Source organism: Wolbachia endosymbiont (group B) of Schoenobius gigantella (genome assembly GCF_964031005.1).
GTDB lineage: Bacteria > Pseudomonadota > Alphaproteobacteria > Rickettsiales > Anaplasmataceae > Wolbachia > Wolbachia pipientis.
In genome coordinates, this window is sequence record NZ_OZ035002.1 from 817,130 (window position 1) to 839,182 (window position 22,053).

At 34.3% G+C, this 22,053-nt stretch carries 6 protein-coding genes; 3 read left to right on the forward strand and 3 right to left on the reverse strand.

From position 1 onward, the window contains the following. Positions 1-201: 201 nt before the first annotated feature. Complete coding sequence (locus ACQH2O_RS03825; protein WP_425385026.1) at positions 202-1,119, forward strand: Rpn family recombination-promoting nuclease/putative transposase; 918 nt, start codon at positions 202-204, stop codon at positions 1,117-1,119. Between the two features lie 337 nt (positions 1,120-1,456). Here the strand turns inward: ACQH2O_RS03825 and ACQH2O_RS03830 are convergent, their stop codons facing one another. The 3 genes from ACQH2O_RS03830 to ACQH2O_RS03840 are packed head-to-tail and all read right to left on the reverse strand — an operon-like array spanning position 1,457 to position 16,171. After that, on the reverse strand, positions 1,457-1,852 hold the full coding sequence (locus ACQH2O_RS03830; RefSeq protein WP_425385383.1) for a hypothetical protein: 396 nt from the start codon (positions 1,850-1,852) through the stop codon (positions 1,457-1,459). A gap of 26 nt (positions 1,853-1,878) precedes the next feature. Beyond that, complete coding sequence (locus ACQH2O_RS03835) at positions 1,879-14,853, reverse strand: ankyrin repeat domain-containing protein (RefSeq protein WP_425385027.1); 12,975 nt, start codon at positions 14,851-14,853, stop codon at positions 1,879-1,881. Between the two features lie 28 nt (positions 14,854-14,881). Continuing rightward, positions 14,882-16,171: a hypothetical protein gene (locus ACQH2O_RS03840; RefSeq protein ID WP_425385028.1), complete on the reverse strand. Its 1,290-nt coding sequence runs from the start codon at positions 16,169-16,171 to the stop codon at positions 14,882-14,884. 723 nt (positions 16,172-16,894) lie between these two features. Between ACQH2O_RS03840 and ACQH2O_RS03845 the strand changes: the two genes are divergently transcribed. After that, on the forward strand, positions 16,895-18,655 hold the full coding sequence (locus tag ACQH2O_RS03845) for an ankyrin repeat domain-containing protein (protein WP_425385029.1): 1,761 nt from the start codon (positions 16,895-16,897) through the stop codon (positions 18,653-18,655). A 63-nt stretch (positions 18,656-18,718) separates the two neighbouring features. Continuing rightward, positions 18,719-22,048: an ankyrin repeat domain-containing protein gene (locus ACQH2O_RS03850; RefSeq protein WP_425385030.1), complete on the forward strand. Its 3,330-nt coding sequence runs from the start codon at positions 18,719-18,721 to the stop codon at positions 22,046-22,048. Positions 22,049-22,053: the final 5 nt, after the last annotated feature.

A 22,053-nucleotide genomic window follows, 5' to 3' on the forward strand; every position in this document is an offset into this window, starting at 1 on the left:
TTTGCTGGGGTTTATAGAGGGAGTTGTAAAAGATGATAAAATATAACATTAAGGTGCGTGGTAGCATTCTAGGGTCGTTTATGAAGGTAGTTTTTTGCCGACTCTTGAAATTTAGCTAACCTTAATAGGCTTTAGTACAAAAACGTTGAATATTTCTTCACAATTGTGTATAATTATTAACGCTTTTTAGGTTAATTAGTCATGGCTCTTTCGAAGTTTCTCGATCCAAAATTAGATTTAACATTTAAGAAAATCTTCGGTACTGAAAAAAATAAGAATATCCTTATCCATTTTTTGAATGATATTTTAGGGTTTACTGAAATAAATACTATACAAGAAGTCGAATTCCTTAGCACCATTATGGACCCTGAAATTGCCTCTGATAAGCAGAGTATTGTCGATGTTCTGTGCAGAGATTCCACTGGGGCCAGATATGTGATTGAGATGCAACTCGCTCGTGATAAAGGCTTTGAAAAACGGGCTCAATTATATGCTGCTAAGGCTTACTCAAGGCAGGCTGATAAAGGTGGTAAGTACATTGATTTAAAGAAGGTTTTCTTTATTGCTATTTCTAATTGTAATTTATTTCCTGATAAGCTTGATTATATATCTAGCCATACCATAAGAGATGAAAAAACTAATGAGCATGATTTAAAAGATTTCCAATTTGTTTTCATTGAGTTGCCAAAGTTTCCTAAGAGTAAAGAAGAGCAGCTAGAAAATGTAGTAGATCGTTGGCTATTTTTCTTTAAATATGCAGAAGAAACTACGGATGAAGATTTAAGAAAAATAGCAGAAAAGTCACCAATAATAAAGCTAGCATATGATGAGTTAGATAAGTTCCATTGGAATGAGAAGGACCTATTAGCTTATGAAGAAAGGGTAATGGATCTACAGAAAGAAGCTGCTATCTTGGAACAAAAACTCGATGATGCTAAACATGAAGGTAGACAAGAAGGCATCCAAATCGGCCATCAAAAAGGTAGGGAAGAGGGAGAAAAACAAGCTAAAATAGCTGTGGCAAAAAACCTACTTAAAGCTGGTGTCTCTACTGATATCATATCACAAACTACAGGTTTTTCTCATTCTGAAATTTCACAACTCAAAGAAAAAACATAATATTCCTACTTATTCACTTCAACATTTATGAAAACCTTTCTTAAGTTAAACATACCCCATAATTAAGAGTCTAATGAACTGTCTAAAACAGCTATAAAGATAGCACACAGAATTATATAAATTACTATCATAACGTTACCCAAACTTCTACATCAAAGCTACGTGCTGTAAGCTCAATATGGAAAACACATCAAACATTTAGCATTTAATGTCTACTTCATCCATTTTAGTATTAGGATCATCAAACTTGCTACTGGTTTCCCTAATTATTTTGGCTACCCTCACTTTAAATTTTCCACTACTTGGCATATTATAGCTCCACCCCTTATATTATAACTTACCTATTGAGATTACCTCCAAGTTTGGTTACTCCTATCTCAGAAAGACAAGTTGATACTTCTGAATGGCTGTGAACTGAAGCATTACTTAAATAACTTTGAGGCTCTAAACTCATCTGCTGTTTTTTTGTACCATCAACTTCTAATGTACTATCTCTGTTGTGTAATATCTGCTCTATTGATTGATTTAGCAGACCCTTATTAAATTGAGCTATAAACTTTTCAAATTTCTTCGGACTTAATTTACCAGGGCACCCTGCTTCCCTACTAGGACATGCTTTCTCTAGATGTGAGTTTAAAATCCCTGAAATCTCATTAAATTTACCATCCATGACTTTTCTAGTAATTTCTTCTTGTACTTTTATAAAGTCAATATCTAATCGATGTATTGATATTTTGCTATCCCTTGCAGCTTGTTCTACTACTTTCCTAAATCCCTTTTAATGTTCAATGCATAGCCCTGTGCTTCTAGTGGAGATATAGACTGGTCTACTGTAAAAATGTACTTCTGACCTGTAACCTTTCTAATTAATAAGTCAAGCAACATTATTGTACCATTTACATCTATTGGTGCATCAACTTGTGAGATTGAACTTGTAGTACTTAATGTTTCCTCAGGTAAAGCAGCTCTAAACCCACCTACAGAACTTTTCACCCAACTAAACAAATCATTTATCCATGAAGATGGTCTTGTGCTACTACTTGCTGCTATTTCAGGTTGACCACTTGAATCTATAGCAAGAAGATTACGTGATAAGTGACTACGATGATGATCATGATCTCCATGGTGATGACGGCGTTTACGTTGTGCAGGTTTTTCTCTTTCTTCCTTGAGTTTTCCCTCTAAGTATTCCACAATATTATTATATCCTTTATCTCTAGCAATATCTAGCGTTGTTTTACCAGCCTTGCACTTAGCATTAATGTTGGCCCCCTTACCTATTAGGTACTCCAACATACCTAAATGACCACTCCAAGAAGCCCAGTGCAGTGGTGTATGACCTTGCTCATCAGTATCATTAACACCTACTCCCTCTTTGCTAAGAAGAAATTCTATAATATTCTTGTAATCGCTTTCAGCAGCAATATGTATAGGATTTTTGCCATATTCATTCTCAGCATTAATATTGGCACCTCGATTAAAAAGATCTATAATTTTATTAAGACCACCACTTTTTACTGCGATCAACAATTTTTTATCTAAATCTAATTGTGTTTGTTTCAAATACTCTACAACATCACTAAGTTTTTGATAGGCAGCAATATCTAGCGGTGTTGCACCAGCCTTGCACTTAGCATTAATGTTGGCTCCCTTACTTATAAGGTATTTTACTACATCTAAATAACCAACAGCAAGGTGCAGAGGGGTATCATCATTGTTATCTTTAACATTAACATTAGCTCCCTTGCTTATCAGATCTATAGCCTTATTAAGATCACCACCTTTTGCTGCGATCAACAATTTTTTATCTAAGTCTAATTGCGTTTGCTTCAAATATTCTACAACATCACTAAGTTTTTGATAGGCAGCAATATCTAGCGGTGTTTTACCAGCCTTGCACTTAGCATTAATATTGGCTCCCTTACTTATAAGGTACTTTACTACATCCAAATAACCAGTAGCAAGGTGCAGAGGGGTATCATCATTGTTATCTTTAACATTAACATCGACTTTCTCTTCATCTATAAAATATTTTACTATATCTAATTTACCGTTGGAAGCAGCACAGTGCAGGGGAACTCTGCCACTATTATCTCTGATTTCTAAAATATTTTTCTCACCCATAGAACATTTAATTATATCTAAATGATTACCTAAAGAAGCATTACATGGAAGAGTGCTACCATTATTGTATTTAAATATTGAATTAGCGTATTCTTCTATCAAAAACTTTGCAACCTCTAAACGTCCTCTCCATGCAGCATAGTGCAGTGGTGTGTAACCTTGTTTATCAGTATCATTAATACTTACTCCCTTGCTAAGAAAAAACTCTATGATATCTTTACTATTATTCTCAGCAGCAACATGTATAGACTTTTTACCATAAGGGCCTTTATCTGCAGCATTAATATCAGCGCCTTTCTTTACCAAAAACTCTGCAACTTCTAAATGACCTTTGTATGCAGCCCAATGTAGTGGTGTCCAGCTGTACTTATCTCTAGTATTAACATTAGCATTTCGACTAATAAGACTCTTCACTTTATTGAGATCGCCATTTTGTACTGCAGTCAGCAATTCTTTATCTAAATCTGACTGTACTTGTTCTATTATTTGTATTATATCTGTATAACCTTCTTGCACAGCCAAATCCAAAGGTGTTTTACCATCCTTGTCTTTAGCGTTAATATTAGCACCTTTATTGAGAAGAAGTTTGACTGTACTTGGTTTATTTCCTTGTATAGCTAAATGTAAAGGTGTTGAACCGTTATTATTTACATCATTAATGCCACTAGCATTTCTATCTAAAAGAAATTCAACTATTTCAAGCTTACTATCATACTGAGCAGCCACATGTAAAGGTGTATTACCATACACATCTTTAGCTTTAATATTAGCGTTCTTATCAAGAAGAAACTTAACTATGTCGAACTTGTTGCTAAAAACAGCAAAGTGTAAAAGTGTCCAATCATTACTACCTTTAGTATTCAATCCAGCACCTTGATTTGCAAGGCCTTCAACTTTATTGAGATCTCCATCTTGCACTGCAGTCAATAATTCTTTATCCAAATCTAACTGTGCTTTTTTCAAAAATTCTATTACATTTACGCGATTCTTTTGAGCAGCTAAGTCTAAAGGTGTTCTACCGTCGGCAGTTAAAGCATTAATATTAGCACCTCTCTCAACAAGATACTTAACTACATCTAATGAACCCAATTGAACAGCCCAATGAAGAGGCATCCAACTTTCATTATCTTTGGCATTAATATCAGCACCATTATTTACGAGAAGTTTAACTATATTTGAATTATTCTTTTGAATTGCCCAGAACACAGAGGCCCAACCCAGCCTACTTTGAGCATTAACATTAGCACCTCGTCTGAGATTGTCTTTAACTTTGCCAAGATCTTCTTTTTCTACAGCAATCAATAACTCCTTGTCCAGATTTAATTGTGTTTGTTTTAAAATTTCTACTATATCTGTGTAACCCTTTTGCTCAGCCAACTCTAAAGGTGTTTTTCCATCTTTGTTTTTAGCCTTTAAACTAGCTCCCTTTTCGATAAGATATTCCACTACTTTCAAGCGACCATTACTACAAGCATTATGTAGAGCAGTATTATCTTTAGTCTCTAAATTGGCACCTTGAGCGATAAGATCTTTTACTTTATCAAGATTACCACCCCTTGCATTAATTAATAACCCTTGATCCAACTCTGCCTTCTTCAAAATTTCTATCATATTTCCTTTAGCAGCCAATTCTAAAGGCGTTTTGTTATTCTTATCTTTAGCATTAACACTAGCACCTCTATCAAGAAGGAGTTTTACTACGTTCAACCTTCCTGCTTCAACTGCAAGATGCAAAGGCTTTTTATTATCTTTGTCTTGAGATTCAATGTCAGCACCTTCATCAAGAAGAAATCTGACCATATCTAAATTACCCTCTTGAACAGCAAAATGTAAAGGTGTTCCCTGATATGTTATTTCATTATTAAATTTAGCACCGTTACTAACAAGAAGTTTTACCACATTCCATTTACTTGACTGAGCAGCATAAAGTATCGGTGTCCAATCACGCCCGTCTTGAACTTCGATACTTGCACCTCTGTCAAGAAGGAATTGAACCATATCCAAATTATTTCCTGATGCAGCAAAGTGTAAAAGTGTTTTACTTTCCTTATCTTGAGCATCAATATTAGCACCTCTATCAAGGAGTAGTTTTACTATACTACATTTACCTGACTGAGTAGCAAGAAATATTGGTGTGTAATCAAACTCGTCTTGAACTTCGGTATTAGCACCTCTGTCAAGAAGAAGTTTGGCCTTATCCCATTCACCAGCTCCAGAAGCAAGATGCAAAGATGTCCTACCAAGTTTACCTTGAGCATTTATGTCTCCACTGTTTGGAGCCTCTAAAGGTATAGAATTCTTTTGTGAATTAATAATAGAACTCACATTATTTAATTCATCAATACTATCTGAATTACGTATTTTATCTATTTCGTTACTTAATAATATTTCTTTGTCAGCAAATTTTATAGATAATGTTTCCATTTTAGGTTCTTTATAGAAATCTTTAAAACGTATAATACACAACTCACTTGCCTCTATATCAGCATTAAAGGCATTGGTAACTATCAAATCATATTTATCATGAAGATAGGTATACTGCCCTGCTTTTTTAGATATGATTAGTTTATTCTTTTCTTCCACGTCTTGAGGTGTTACTACAATAATTTTCTCATCAGAAATAAAGAATGAAGACTTTAAATCTAATTTATCATCTATTTCCACAGGGGCATTATCAAAAATAATTTGTAATTTTTTACACCACTTATTTATAAGTGCATCTTTCAGCTTGACTGTTATTACATTTTGCTGCAAGCCGGTAGCTGATATAGATAACTTAATTAATAAATCACTTTTGCCTTTAATAACTGTTGGTATCGGTTTTATACTCAAATCCCTATTTATCTGCTGCACCAACTGATGTAGGTCTAATGTACTTCTTAAACTTTTCTTTCCATTGACATCATCATTAATCACTACTTCTTGAATAGGGAAGTTTTCAATATCAAGTGTTTCATAACCTGAAGTAATTGCACATACATCGTTTCCGCTTAGAACAATATTTCTTCTCTCACTTGCATTGAGTTCATTACATACATCTCTCCTCATAGAATCCGCAGCATTGCTTCTCCCTCTATTATTTAAATAACTATCTAAATATAACTTATTTTTTGACTGATTTAAAAAGGTATGCCTTTCAACATCTTCCACTATAGCAGATATTCTACTTGCTATTTGCTGACTATTTTCTTCAGTTAATATTAACTGATAGTCCACTGCAGTTTGATTATAACCATTTAATTCTCGTATGCTACGTCTCTTGCGAGTAGATCCACAATTTTCAATTTTCCACTTAAATTGACCACCCTCTTCATTTGAAGGCCAGGTAAACACATACCGCCTGTTATTGTCAACTTGGAAAGTAGAAGCACTATTAGGTGAATATAAGTACCTTCCATACTCAACATTCTTGAGATACACATTATCACCATTAGGCTCAACCTTCCACTTAAATTTATCACTATTGCTATTTGAAGGCCAGGTAAACGCATACCGCCTACCCCTGTCACAATCGTTTAAGTGGTATGTACAATCATCATTAGGCGAATACAAATACCTTCCATACTCAACATTCTTTAAATACACATTATCGCCATTGAGCTCAACCTTCCACTTAAATTGATCACTATTTCCATTTGAAGGCCAAGTGAACACATACCGCCTATCCCTGTCACACTTGTTTAAGTGGTACATGCAATCATTATTAGGTGAGTACAAGTACCTTCCATACTCAACATTTTTAATACATATCTCTGAAGAAAATACTGCATTTCTCACTGATTCTGGTAATTTGTTTTTTAGCTTTTCAAGATCAGATTTCTCTTCTGAATTGACGCTAGGCGTTGTCATGGTCTCTCTAATAGAGTAAGCTAATTTGAACATTGCACCATCATTCTTTGGTATTTTGTCAAACGCAGCTATATAACCTGGAATAAACTGACCAATATAATGGTGACTGCGTATAAACCTTAATATTCCTTCTATACCTACACCCGCGTATGTGTCATTTACAGCTTCCTTAATTGCTTCATTAAACAACCTTTCATCGAAATTATAAACCTTATCTATGAGTTCAATAGTCGAAGCACTACGACTATGCAGTATACCCTCCTTTAGCACCTTTTTGGCTGCACTTTTTATTGAATCTCTTAAACTACTTATACAAGACTCTACCAATCTTTTTGCATTAGATGGAATATTTGCTTGGTTAACAACTTCCTTCTTTAAAAATCCAACCTGTTTTATCATTTTAGATGCGTCATTACTTTTAGTCTTGATCCTGTTACAAAGAAGTTCAATTACACCTGAGTCATTATTGTAAGCAGCTAAGTACAGAGGTGTTCTACCATCGTTGTTTTTAGCCTCGATATCAGCACCTCTATCAAGAAGAAGATTAATTATATTTTGCTTGGCTTCTTCAACAGCCAAATGCAGGGGTGTCTGACCCTCCTTACTTCTAATTTCAATGTTAGCACCTTTATCTACAAGAAAACTAACCATATCAAAGTTGCTGTAATGAACAGCATAGTGTAAAAGTGCCCAATTATCATCGTTGCAACTAGTTAAGGCATTAATGTCACCTTTCTTCTCTAAAAATGATTTAAATACACTTTTGCTTAATTTCACATTACCGTTGTAAACAGCATAATTCAAAGCTGTCCAGTTCTGTGAACACTGATTTTTATGTTCAACATCAGCAGTACTTTTTTTAGCAGCTTTATCAAGAAGAACTTTAACTTCATCCTCTTTACCTTCATAAACTGCTGTGCTTACCAATGGTTTTAATACCCCCAATCCTGAAGTTATCATCCGCTTATTGCACTGATCTATTATGTCTGAATCATAACCATTCAGCAAAAGATCATTTTCTAACTTTTCAAGCAATGTTAAAATCTGATTACTACTTGGCGTTTTATTTTTTAATTCCTCAATTTGTTCTAAATTACAGGAACTTTCTGTAAAGCTAACCCGGTCTTGCAGTGAAGGAAAACCAAGACATTGATGTGCTGGGTCTCTATTTTCTCTTTCAAAATCGTCAACTGATATTAAACATTTAAAGTCATTTTCTACTTTAGGAGTATATTTACTTCTATTTTGGTAATTTTCTGAAGCTTTATCAATTAAAGCTTGTATTTTTCTTACCTCAGATAAACTAAACCTATCTAATCTACGGAGCGTTATTGGTTCTAAACCTAGATCAAACTCCAACGTAGAAATTCTATAAGATTCAGAATTATTCCAATTGTTCATGTTGATCGTATGATTAGACTTCTTATCACGAAATATCAGATCTGTACCACTACTAGAAACTTCAACCTGATCCGGAGTAATATTTTTTAGTACCATTACTCCTATTCGTTCCTCATCTTGTCCTACAGAAATAGAGATATTTTTTTCTAATTTTTGATTGTGCTGAATGATACTAGTAGAATCACTAAAGTCTTCAATATATTCTTTTACAATTCTTTCATAATCACCTCTAAGTTTATCCTTATACTCCACTACATTATCAACATTTTCTAATAAGCCAGAAGATAGGAAAAGGTCATTATTATTCCATAAAGAATAAGAAATATTTTTCCATTTATTTCGGTTAGTATAAAACCCTTCTATTCTAATAATAAAAGGAATTTCACTTTCTCTTATTAATAAGAGGTCATCTTTATCTTTATATTTTTCAATATCTTCAAGACGGGAATCTATCACTACATGATCATCTTGAAAATCTTTAGGTAACACAAACATGTTTTGAGCTTGTGTAGAGTGGAAAAAAGGAACTAATTTACCCTTTCCCGAAGAAGAGGGAGAACAAAACATTGATTGTATATTGGGGATAAAAGTTTCTCCTTTTTTGTTCATAACTATAAGATGCCTATAATTAGGATCTTGAAAGTAATTTTTCACTCGAATGTTACTATTATTGTATTTTAAATACAGATCACATTGCTGGATTGAAAAATCTTTCTCAACTGCCGACATAAATAGTGTATCTAGTTTTTTATCACTTGAGTTATTATCAATTTTAACTTCTCTACTATTTATATCATTGCTAATAAAATACACATCACTTCCTCCTCCTCCCCTAGCAAACATAGTTCCTTGATCGAAGTTTATTACATCATCTTCCAGAGAACCAAAAACCATATGTGGAACTGCACTATTACCATGATTCTGTACTCTATCTCTGATAACACTAAAGACTTTGTAATCCTTGTTATTGTTTAGAATTTTCTTATAATGACTTGCAACATCGTCAAAATTATCTAAGGAATGTTCTGAATGTAATTCAAATGAAGTAATTTTTATAGTTGATGAGTCTGATCTTTCAATCTTAGGAACAATATTACTACCATTTTTGTCTATTAGTGCAAAGTGAGGTTTATTACTGCTTTGCTCGACATAATTTTTTACATCAAGAGTAATTTGATTGTTTTTACCAAAATTTATTTTTAAAGATAAAGTATTACTATTTGTAGAGTAAGTTATTTGATCACAATCATCTAATAAATCAATTTCCGGAAAAATTACAGTTCCTGTTCCATCTACATCAATTTCTGAATATAAACCCTTACCTTTGTAGTCTGCAGCTTTTACGTAAAAAGTATAGTTGCTCTTTCCACCCTTAACTGTAGTATACGGCGAAATAATTACTTTTTTACAATTTTCAACTACATCTTTCTCATTTTTATTAGAACCACCACTACTATCTATGATAACGTCACGATCATCGATTCCTGTAAAGTGTTCAGAGTAACCCATGCACGAAATCTCATCCACCTTGTTCTTTCTTCCAACATAGTAGTAATTAAAGATGCCATTATTATCAATTTGATCATTGATTAGCCAACGACCATTTACTCTTGCCTTTAATGACCCAGAGGCACTAGGCTTAAAACGATAGTTAACATTCACTCCTATAACTGTATCTTTCAATTGGCTCAAATCAAGTATATTAACAGAGTTACTTTCACCAATAATTTTACCTGAGAAGTCAACGTTATTTACAACAAACCTATTTACTACCTTATTACTACCACCAGTTATGTTTGCTGTACCTGAGCCAATTAGAAAATTATTGTTCCACTCGTTACTTCCAACGACGGTACCTCTGTCCACATTGCTTAAATCATAAATAATTGTTTTGTCCTTTTGCATCATATTTACTCTCTTATCATGGCTAATAACCATTGCATTATCACAACAGTACTTAGCCGATGGAACTGAGCTTTTAATACCCTTTTCATAATCTTGACTAGTACTGTGTGGCAAACAAATCATGCTAGCACCTTCAATATAATCAGGTATAACACGCGAAAGATCTTGTGTATTGGCATTTTTCCTATTCATCATAATCGTTGCATAATCTGGACGAAGAGTATTACCGTTTATTTTTCCAAGACCAATACCATAAGCAACAACATTACTAGGGTCATTATTTAAAGCTTTCCAAGCTCCTTTAGCTAGACTATTAACCATTTCCTTTCTTGCTGCAAGATGTTGTACATCTTGTGGTACAGGTTGAAAAACAAATGTATGCCAAAAAATACGCCAATTTTCATCATGGGTTGTATCATACTTTTTCTCGTACTCCACGATATTGCTAACACCACTATAAATTCCATAACCTACCATGAGCCCAAACCCAACTGCAATACCAACTACCGGCATACTTGCTGCTGTAAGAGCAACACCAGAAACAAATGACACACCAGAAAAAGATATAGATGCTATATTATCTCTTATTTCCTTTTCTCCACATGGATTATCACTATCCTCTCTTTTTTTACAATCAACAAGATTACTTGCTGACATACCTATATCAACAATATCAAAAACACCAGCTATAGCTCCTGCCGTACCTTTTGCTATTGTACTTCCAAACTTTACACCTGCAATCCGAATAGCAAATTTTGTCTGTTTACCCAGAGTGCCTGATACAATTTTTCCTGCAACCTTTTCAGCTGATGCTACAACTTTTGGAGTAATTTTAACCATTACATTCTCAATTGGTTGAGACGCAAAAGACCATCCTATCCCACCTAAATTTAATCCACAATCTGTTGCTGTTCCATCCTTACAAGACACAATGGCACCATGGATTCCTCTTATTAATTGTATCCCACCTGCAGCACTCATTAATCTGCTTTTTAATTTCGGGCTTTTTATTAAACCACTATTTTGCTGTGAAATGTCACCGTGCAAATTCTTAATACGTTCATTTTCAATATAACGTCCGTACCCTTGATCTTCAACTACCTTATCAAATAAGTACTTATGATTACCTTCGATATTTTTGTCTCCAACAAACTCTACTAGCTGAGCATTTTTCTTTTCACCTTGACTACTTTTGACATAAGTTAGGAACTTTTCACTATCAATTATAATCTTATCTATATTATTTTCATCTACCCTTCCCTTAATAAACTTTTTTACATCATCCAATGAAAATAAACAAGGATTAATACTTCTTCTTTTTCTACTACCTTGTTTTACACAATTATTCAGGTCAAATTTCTTTCTAGGTGCTTGTGTCCCAGCAAGTACAGCCTCTAAGTTAGCTATACGTTGTGGATCTATACTTAATATGTTTGAAATATCTTCTCTCATACGTATAAAATTATTTTCTCTTCTTTGAATTCGCAAATGGTTACGTATTTCATCAGGAATATTACTTAATCTATTTCCTTGCAACACAGTATTAATATCTCTAGCGTTTTCTAACGCCCATAAGCCGCAATTATAACCATCTCTTTGTTGAATAACAGAAACATCATTAACGGTAATTTGAGCCTGTTGTAAAACTTGACGAATATTATCTGGAACATTATTACCCAACGAGTCTACATAGTATCCATTATACTGCCCATTTTGATGGGAGACGACCAACGTAACCCAGTGATTATTATCTAAATTAACAATTAAAGTTAATGGCCTTCTTTCACCTCTTGTTGTTACGCTATTCTGAAACTGTTGCAATTGATTAACTATATGTTCTGGTGATCCCACTATTTCAAACAATGTGTCAATTCCATAATCGTATTTTATTCTTGCAATATCAGCTATATCATGTTGTTGAAGCCAATAATGATAATCTTTTTCTGCTGTTGCAGATTCTAATGTACGTAGATTCTCCTCTTGTATACCAAGATTTTTCAACTTCTGGATTACTTCTTGTCCTCCTCTTAAATGTTCTCCCTTAGATATATCAATAGATTGTGCTACTTGATCAGTAGGAATCACATGTACAGAACTGTGCACTACTATAACAGGAGTGAACTCATCTTTGCTTCCCAGAATAAGAGAATTTGCACTATTTGCTCCTTTATCGAATACAACACCCATAAAATCCACTTCATTCCCATCTGTAAGCGTTTTATAAGTAACACCCTTCGTATACTCATCAGCGATTTGTCTATTTGCCTCATCTTTTAACGCATCAGTTGTCTTACCTTCCCTTGGTCCTTTGAGCTCTAACCCTACGGGAGTATATTCCCTAGCATTGCTATCATCACCTGCGAACTTAATACCATGAACTAGCATATCAATACGTTTTCCCCTTCCAGTTTGAAACTCTGTTAATACTAACGCCCTGTTTTCTTGTGATCCTCCTAGCTTTATATCACTATAGTGGCTAAATGCTCCATGAAACACAGCTTGGGTATGTGCTTCTTTTTTTATTAAATCTTTAAAAGGCAGCATTGCCTGACCTACTTTTCCAAATAACTCCTTATATTTGCCTATTGATTGAGATTGATCTTGTGAAGAAGCAAGCTGAGACTTCAATACCTCATCAAATGTTTCCTTTAATTCGACAGGGTAAGGAATATTCTTAAAACCACCTTTAAACTTATCAGATTTTTTACCATTATACTCTCCTAGAGAAATAGGCTCACTAACCTCCATACTAAAATATTTTTTAAAATCTGACTTTTCATTAATGTTGAAATTGAGGTCTAGTTCGACTATTTCTCTATTTCCTACTTTTTGCTTAAGTTGATCAAGAGGAATGCCTTTTTTAAATACTTCAGTCCTTCCATCTGTTTCAACAATATTCATCACATAAACGGATTTTTGATCATTGCTTGGAATAAATACCATTGTCACAACTCCATGGCTTTGATCCAAGTGAGATGGTTGACCGGCACCTTGCCCTTTACTTTTCTGATCTTTAAGACGTTGAGATTTAGGTTCAGGTTGAGCTTCGGTAGGTATATTTTCTCCATAAATAAAAACGTGCTTTTTAAAACTGCTTTCTAAAACTTGAACTTCATTTAATAACAGGGACTGCCCTAACAAAAACCTACTAAAATAATGATTATCTCCCTTCTCTCCTGTACCAGGAAATGTGTGATAGATACGTTCTATATTATTCTGAACTTTCTCTTTCAGACCCTCTTCATTAACTCTACCATTATTTCGTCCATCAATAGATATCAATATTTCATTAAAAAGAGGAGTGATTTCTTGATCACGTGACTTAGCAACGATATTCGAAACAGGAAATGGATGGTCAAGGTTTAAACCAACGCATAGCATGTCATTTGCAGTAGTTAAAACTCTCATTACATTCGGTTGAAAACCTTTTGTATAATCCTCAGCTTGCTTTAAAGCAGCAGCTGGTGTAGTTCCACTCTTTTCCCCTATTTTACCTTCTTTTAGCTCTGCTTTAGTAGCAGCCTTCATCTCTATAATAATAGGAATAGCATTTAATGACCTATCCTTACCACGTGGCACTAAAACAATATCAGCGTAACCTCTTCCTGCAAACTGCTCTAGATAAACCCTAAGATTGTGTCTGTAGCGGAAATTCACTAAAGCACCCGCTACAAACCCATGATGTGCTGCTTCTCTTGTTCCTTGAGCATAGGCAAGTGAATTCTTATATTCAGAGTGAATTTTACTAACTTTTTTTAGAATATTTTCAACAGGCTTTTTCACTTTTTCCACATCAGGATTAGTCAGCTTAGCTATATCACTTTCTGGATTATTCCATAACCCCTTTTTTATTTCCTTAAACTCATGTGTTGCAGAAGTATTCTTATCCAACTTGTCATCTTTTACTTCAACAGATATTTCCCCTGTGGCTTTAACAATTTTTACTAATTTAACTTTAAGATCATCTTTAGCACTTCTCACATGTTCATTCTGTGCAGGTAAATTTGATTGACCCAGTATCTCTTCTAGCTCACCATAGGTAAATTTTTTACTCTTACTATCATTCTTACCAAACTCTGAAATCACAAAAAGATTTACCTTCTCAATCGCGCTTTTCTGATTTGTAATACCACCTTTTCTTATAACAGCCACTTTCAGAGTTTTCGAACCATCAAAACTAAAATATATTTTTTCAATATCTAGCTTTTTCGCAATCTCTGTATCTATCAAAGTAGAAAAGCTTCCTAAAAAGAAATGCGGAAAAAACCCTTCTTTACCTACTGAATGTAAATATGATGGAATTTGATCGATATATGACTGAAACCTTGCTTTGAAAGATTCAAAATCACTTCCTTGTTGAGTTGAAGTACTTGGGCTAGCTCCTGCATTTGAACCTGCTTCTCGAATCAACAACTCTATTAATTCAAAACCTTGTGGTTTCTCTTGATTTGGCACAAAATCCTCCAACAATATATAATGTTTTTTACTTGCCTAGTCTTACATTGGACTTACCATACGTTTTTCTAACTTCTACTTCAACTAAATCACCACTTGGACCAGGTTTGTTCTTTTTATCAAGCCCTTCATCAGCAGACTTACCATAGGCTAAAAACTTACTTAATGATTCATTATCTCCTTGCTCTAATATAGAACGTATATCATTTGCTTTTTCGGAAGACATGAACTCCTTGATTTGTCTAGAACTAGCCTTATCTAACATTGCCCATACTGGCTCCGTAAAACCTTTTTCAACCAAATGCACTGAAAATTTTCCTTGAAAAGAAGAATCTTCCATCATTTCCTCGTCCAATGTGAAAGTACGATGATTATCAAATCCTTCTTTTTTCCACATATGCATAAAAACTTCCACACCAGCACCTAAATAATGCTCTGGACAGTCCTTTATCATGAATTTCAACCAAAGAGAGTAATCATCTTCTGAAATTTCACTTGATTCTAAACAATCAAACAATTCCTGAAATTTACCAAAATTGGGCATGTCTTTCATTTTATTCAAAGATCCATAATGACGATTTTTCTCTAAATCTCTTCTTAAAAGCTCTGGATATCTATTAGGACTTACCTGACTCAGGAAAAACTCAAATATATCAGGATAAATGCGAAAACTAGGTCCTGCCGTACAAGCTGCATTTTTCATCAAGATCTCATCCTTCTTTTGAACACTTATTTCATCTTCAGGCAAAGATTTTATCTTATTCCAAAAGAACTCAACTGCTTCTACTCTTTTCCAATCTACCGCACAATCAAGCCCATACTCATATGGATGACGGCCTTTTAAATCCAATTTATCAAGGTACCCACTAATAAGATGTGACCAAAACTGTGCTATAGGACCTTCTCCACAACACCTAACTAAGTGATGATACTCAAGCAAGCTATCATTACCTTGAGCCGACAATTCCTCTTTTCTTTCCTCAAATATAGCTCGTATTTCATCCTCCAAACAACACTCACATGCAATTTTGTATCTACTTGCCCTGCCAAAAGCATTATCTGAATCTGGTAGTATAGTAAGCCTTTTACCTACCTCCCGTCTATTAAGCTTGACTCCATGTAATCCTCCTACTTCCTCCCAAGACTCCTTATCAGATAACACTTGTGCAATAAGACTGTGTCCTTTTTGACCACTTCTTTCAATTATTTTCGAATGTGTATAGCACCAACGTTCAATCTGAAGGAGCTTAGATGCCCTATAAGGATCATCTTCCTTAATAGATGAAAACAAAACTTCTGAAATATCCCGACGGTCCATAATTACCTCCTTTTGAACAACGAAAGAACATTGTATTCTTCACGTACCATAATGAATAAGTCCAATATATTCTAGGTATATTATCCCACCTTTAAAACTTGTCAATTACTATTATGTATAGAAAAATTTTCTAACCCAAAGTAGTTTTAGGCAAAAGACCCTTAATAGACTCAATACATGACATTTTATTTATTTTGAATTTTGTTTCGTCATGAGCTTGTCTTAATTATTCTTCCGCAAATAAATCAATATTAATTTAACAAAATATATTATTAAGATCTCAAGCAAAATAACTATTTCCAGCACTCAAAACCAAGGAACGTGAGAAGAGTTTGTTTTGGAATGGATTGGTCTACCAAGTGATCCATACGAACTTTTTTTATAATGATTTTGCTATACGCTAAAGCTAGCCACACTAGCCTATTTCATCCACATCCACATACGAACTATTTTGCATAACTTTGTTGCAAAGATTTCAAGCTTCTATTTTTATAACCTTATTTTACGTGGCTTGTCCTCGCAAACGTATGACCTTTTTTGAAGGAGTAAATAATTGAAATCCTTATGACACTAAGTTGAATGTTTTCTATCCAATTTGAAATAAAAGATATTTTTCTACACCTATATACAACAAATTTGCTGTTCTAAAAAATACACAAAACTCTTGCTAATTATATCAAGTGTATAATAATCAAAACATGGATTTTTAGAGTGAGGTAAATTATGTATCCTAATGTACACGAAAGTAATGGTAATACTGAGTTACATTGTGCTGCTAAAGATGACAACTTAGAAGCAGTTCAAGCTTTACTAAACAAAGGTGCTGATGTTGAGGCACAAAACGATAATGGCGATACTGCTTTACATATAGCTGCTCAAGAAGGCCACTTAGAAATAGTTCAAGCTCTGTTAGATAAAGGAGCTAGTGTTGGAGAACAAAATAGCGAAGGCTGCACTGCTCTTCATTGTGCTACTGAAAATGGTTGCTTAGCAGTAGTTAAGTACTTTATAAATGAAAAAAGAATCAATATTAACCAAAAGAACGATGATAATGACACTCCTTTGCATATAGCTGCTGAAGATGGCCACTTAGAAGTAGTTCAATTTCTGTTAGAAAAAGGGGCTAGTGTTGAGGAACCAGGCAGCGAAGGATGTACTGCTTTGCATTATGCTGCTAGAGGAAGTCACTTAGAAATAGTTCAAGCTCTATTAAATAAAGGAGCTAGTGTTGAAAAACGAAATAGCGAAGGCTGTACTTCTCTCCATTGTGCTACTGAAAAGGGTTGCTTAGCAGTAGTTGAGTACTTTATAAATGAAAAAGGAATCAATGTTAACCAAAAGAACGATGATGATGATACTCCTTTACATATAGCTGCTAAAGATTGCCACTTAGAAGTAGTTCAATTTCTGTTAGAAAAAGGAGCTAGTGTTGAGGAACTAGGTAGCGGAGGATGTACTGCTTTGCATTATGCTGCTAGAGGGGGTCACTTAGACATAGTTCAAGTTCTATTAGAAAAAGGGGTTGATGTTGAGGCACAAAATGAGGAAGGTTCCACTGCTTTGCATATTGCTGCTGAAACTGGCCACTTAGAAGTAGCTCAGTATTTTATAGATGAAAAAGAAATCGATGTCAACCAAAAGGATTATGATGATGGAACTCCTTTGCATTATGCTGCTAGCGGTGGCAATTTAGAAGTAGTTCAACTTCTATTAGAAAAAGGGGCTAACGTTACCGCGTTAATGATAAACCTTGATACTACTTTGCATTGTGCTGCTAAAGGTGGCAACTTAGAAGTAGTTCAAGCTTTATTAGGCAAAGTGGCTAATATTAATGCACAAAACAGTTACAGTTATAGAGATACTGCTTTGCATATTGCTGCTGGATTTGGTCATTTGGAAGTAGTTCAATTTCTGTTAGAAAAGGGTGCTAGTTTTGAAACACGAAACAACGAAGGATGTACTGCTTTGCATATTGCTGCTGAAACTGGTCACTTAGAAGTAGTTCAAGCTCTGTTAAAAAAAGGGGCTAACATTGAAGCAAAAAGCAAAAATGGCAGTACTGCGTTGCATGAAGCTGCTAGAATGGGTCGCTCAGACATAGTTCAATATCTTGTAGAGGAAAAAAAGGCTACTATTGACGTAAAGGACGTTGATTGTAATACCCCCCTGGATTTAGCTGATAGAAACGGCCACAAAAATATAGTTGAGTATCTTAATTTTCAAGAAAAGAAGCATTCTGAAACTTCAAAAGCAATAAAGACTAGTTTCTCTGTAGGTGTAATAGCCATGTTGACAGTAACTATGGGATGTATTGTTACTCATGTTAGTTTATCAATATTAGTTATTGCTGCATTGATAGTTGGAGCCATTGCTGGTGGCATGACATATGCAGTATTAAAGCCTAGTACTAAGCTAAGTGAATATGAAGTAGAGGGACAAAGTTTACCAGAAATCGATAACATCTTAAGAGCAAATGTTACATAGCTCTTGTTTTTTTATGTCAAGTATATAATAATAAAACATGAGGTTTTAAATCGAGGTAGAGTTATGAATTTTGACAATTTGGAAGAAATACTAGCTTTTATTGATGCTAACGTTGGTTTAAATGATAGTAATGTAGTTGGGGAAATAGAAGAGAAGTTAAAACAAGTAGATACATCTGGCCTATTACAGCTTGCTGTTTTGAAAAACAATAAACGAATAGTGGAGGCTCTTATACAAAAAGGGGCTGATGTTAATGGAATGGATATATACAATCGTGATCCATTATATTATGCTATCTTACATGGAAATACACGAATGGTAGAGGTCCTGATAAAAAATGGGGCAAGTGTTAGGAAGAAGTATAATGATGGAAGTACTCCTTTGCATCATGCTATCTTGGGTAACAAAACAAAAATAGTAGAGCACCTAATAAACAATGGGGCTGATCTTAATGCAGTAGATGAGAAAGGTAGGACTCCATTATACTTAGCTGGTCGAAATACAAAAATGATCTCGATTCTTATGAAGAATGGAGCATGTCCCTTACTGGAAAATAGAAATGTTGAATTTTTGAAGTATTTAATTGCACTCATTAAAGATGGTGATATAGAGAATTTGGAGAAGAGAGAAGCGAAACAGAAAGAAGAGCAAGTGGATGATGGATATGAATCACTTAAATACTCATTGCTGCTTAGTGATAACAGCTCTTTGATCTCTATTATAAAAAGGGAAGAATTCAATAATTTAATATCTGAGTGGTCTTCAGGTGCACCTGACTTAAAAGAGGGCCAAAAAAATTTGAATAAGGCGTTGTTAAGTCTCCTAAAAGACTTTCCATTTTCTAACATTACAAAGTTTGAGAATTTTTTACAAGATAACAAAAGTAATGATGATCTAAGGGTCGTTCTCAATCTTCAAAGAGGAAAGTCCAAGTTGACAATACTGCATGCAATACAAAGTATGGAGCATTTGGCAGTAGAAAAAGATATGGCCTGGGCAGTTGGAGCATTTATAACTTTACTTTTAAAAGCTGGAGCTGACCCTAACATAGTTAACAGTGAAGGACAAACACCTTTGCACTATGCTGCTTATTATAATACTTTAAATATACCTTTACTTCTGAACAAAGGAGCACGTAATCAACCTGACAAACAAGGAAAAACTCCTCTAGATATTGTAGTTATTAACAAAAAACCTTTTGAAGTGAATATTTTAGAACAAATCTTTTTAACTCAGGAGCAAATGAGAGCAAAAAGCCATTTAGAAAATATTTGCGGTCATAGCCTTGGCACTAATCAACTAAGAGAGTTTTTAAATCAGCATAGAGGAAATGAAGGTCTTAAAGAGATTTTAAATCTTCGTGATTGTAAAGGAAAGTCTCGTATTTTTCAAAAGATTAGAGATGCTTGTTATGGTGATAAGATTCGTTTTAAAGAAGCAGAAAGGTTGCTGTTAGAAGCAGGAGCAATTGATTACAAAGGATGGAAGGACAAAGAACATTTACCTAAAGATTCCGCTTTATGGAACATTTTAATATTAAACCAACGGGAGGAATTGAAAGCTTTTTTAGATATGGCCAATGCAACCGAAAACATGAACGAGTTAGAGCAAGTTGTAAAAAGAGCTATAGAAGCAGGAGTAATGCTGAACTTTGCTGTGTCAGGAAGTTTATATGACAAGAAATATGAGAGTAAATATGGCTTTGCAGATTGTGTAATAAGAAAAATTAGTGAATTAAAAAAGAACTCTAGAATTGCAAGTGATGTAGAGGTTGCTAGTCGTATAGTATGTAACTTAGTATCAAAAGGAGTAGTACTACATACCATAAGCAGCATCCTTGTCATTGATGAACTAGAAGAGTTTAAAAGCCACAAAGCTAATATGGTAAAAGCCTATGAAAGTTATGCAAAGCGTAGTTTGAAATTTATGGAAATTGTTAAAAGTGCAACTACTGGCAAGGTGAAAAATGTAAAAGTGGATAACTCTATTCTCTATTTGGAATATTCAGAAAATAGTGTAGTTGAGGTTGCGAAAATCATAAATGAAGCAAATTTAACTCATGGAAGTATAGAATCTAGAAGAGATGTAATAGCAATCGGTGAAAGTGAGGTAGAAATTATAACGGAAGATGGGATAAGAAATTATACTAATCTTACGGGCAATATAGTACTGACTTTCTATACTAGTTTGGGAAAGATAGACGTTAAACTGTATCCTGACGTACAAGATAAAAGCAAAATTATAGTAGAAGTGAGTAATAAAGAGGAAGTATTGGAAAAATTCAAAGGTCATGAAGAAGAATTAGGCGAGGATTGTGCACTTGGTGATTATGATGTCTACTATGCTATTGAACAGGGATATTTTGAAAGGTCTGGAAAATTAATGCATCCTGAAGTAATAAGCGAGTCTAACAACAAATGGACAGAACGTGAAGAGTTAAGAAGGGATTCTATGGAGGAAATTGCTAGAAGGCATAAGTTATTACAAGATTTACGCAATATTAAGTCTAATATTGTAAAAAAGGAGAAGAATTTTGACGTAAAAACTTACCTGATAGATATCTTTAAAATTTTATCTAGGTTCTATGAAGAAAAAGGGGATATTTCTAAAACAGACTTAGCTAAAGCAGCAGAAAAGGAAAGTAAAAAATTGGGGTTAGAAGGTAAATACAACTGGAGTAAAATTTTTGGTTTAGAGGAAGAAATTATTGAAAAGGCAGAAAAACAAGGTGATAAAGAGCAAAAATCAAACATACCTGATGACTTCTATTTAGGGCACGCAATCAATAATGGAAGCTGTTTTTTTGATTCATTCAGGCAAAGTATGGAACAACAGAAGGGAATCAAAGTTACTGTAGAGCAGTTAAGGAATGAGTGTAAGAGATTTGCGCAAGACAATCCTCCAGATTGGTTTATAAGTAAAATTGGCAAGGACTTTGATGAGGTTGAAGGTGATTTCGTAAATCGTGGAATTACGTGTAACCAATATATCAATAGCATTGGAAAGAATGAATTTTGGGGACGTTCCGATGTCGAGGGCAGAGTACTTTGTAGTAAGTATGGTGTGAAATTACATGTTGCAGAGAGTAATCCATTCAATGCTACTGATGAGCAACAAGATCCATACTTGCATCAACTAATAGATAGTTCAGGATCAAGAAGTGCAGGTGAGTATAATAGGATAGATTATGATGACAATAATGTCTTACATATAGTAAATAAGGGAAGTAATCATTTTCAACCCCTACCTTATAGAAATAAGGCCTTGGCAAAACAAACGCAAGAACAAAAAGATTCCTTATGCTATTCAAGCTTGCCAAGCTGTAGTATGGATGAGTTAAAGATAGAAAAAGCATCTCATCAACAGAAGGCACTGCTTGTAAGTAGACCATAGCTTTG

Excerpts from the sequence above, each read along its gene's own strand:
- ACQH2O_RS03840 (WP_425385028.1), bottom strand. The coding sequence starts at position 16,171 with ATGGACCGTCGGGATATTTCAGAAGTTTTGTTTTCATCTATTAAGGAA.
- ACQH2O_RS03845 (WP_425385029.1), top strand. The coding sequence starts at position 16,895 with ATGTATCCTAATGTACACGAAAGTAATGGTAATACTGAGTTACATTGT.
- ACQH2O_RS03825 (WP_425385026.1), top strand. The coding sequence starts at position 202 with ATGGCTCTTTCGAAGTTTCTCGATCCAAAATTAGATTTAACATTTAAG.
- ACQH2O_RS03850 (WP_425385030.1), top strand. The coding sequence starts at position 18,719 with ATGAATTTTGACAATTTGGAAGAAATACTAGCTTTTATTGATGCTAAC.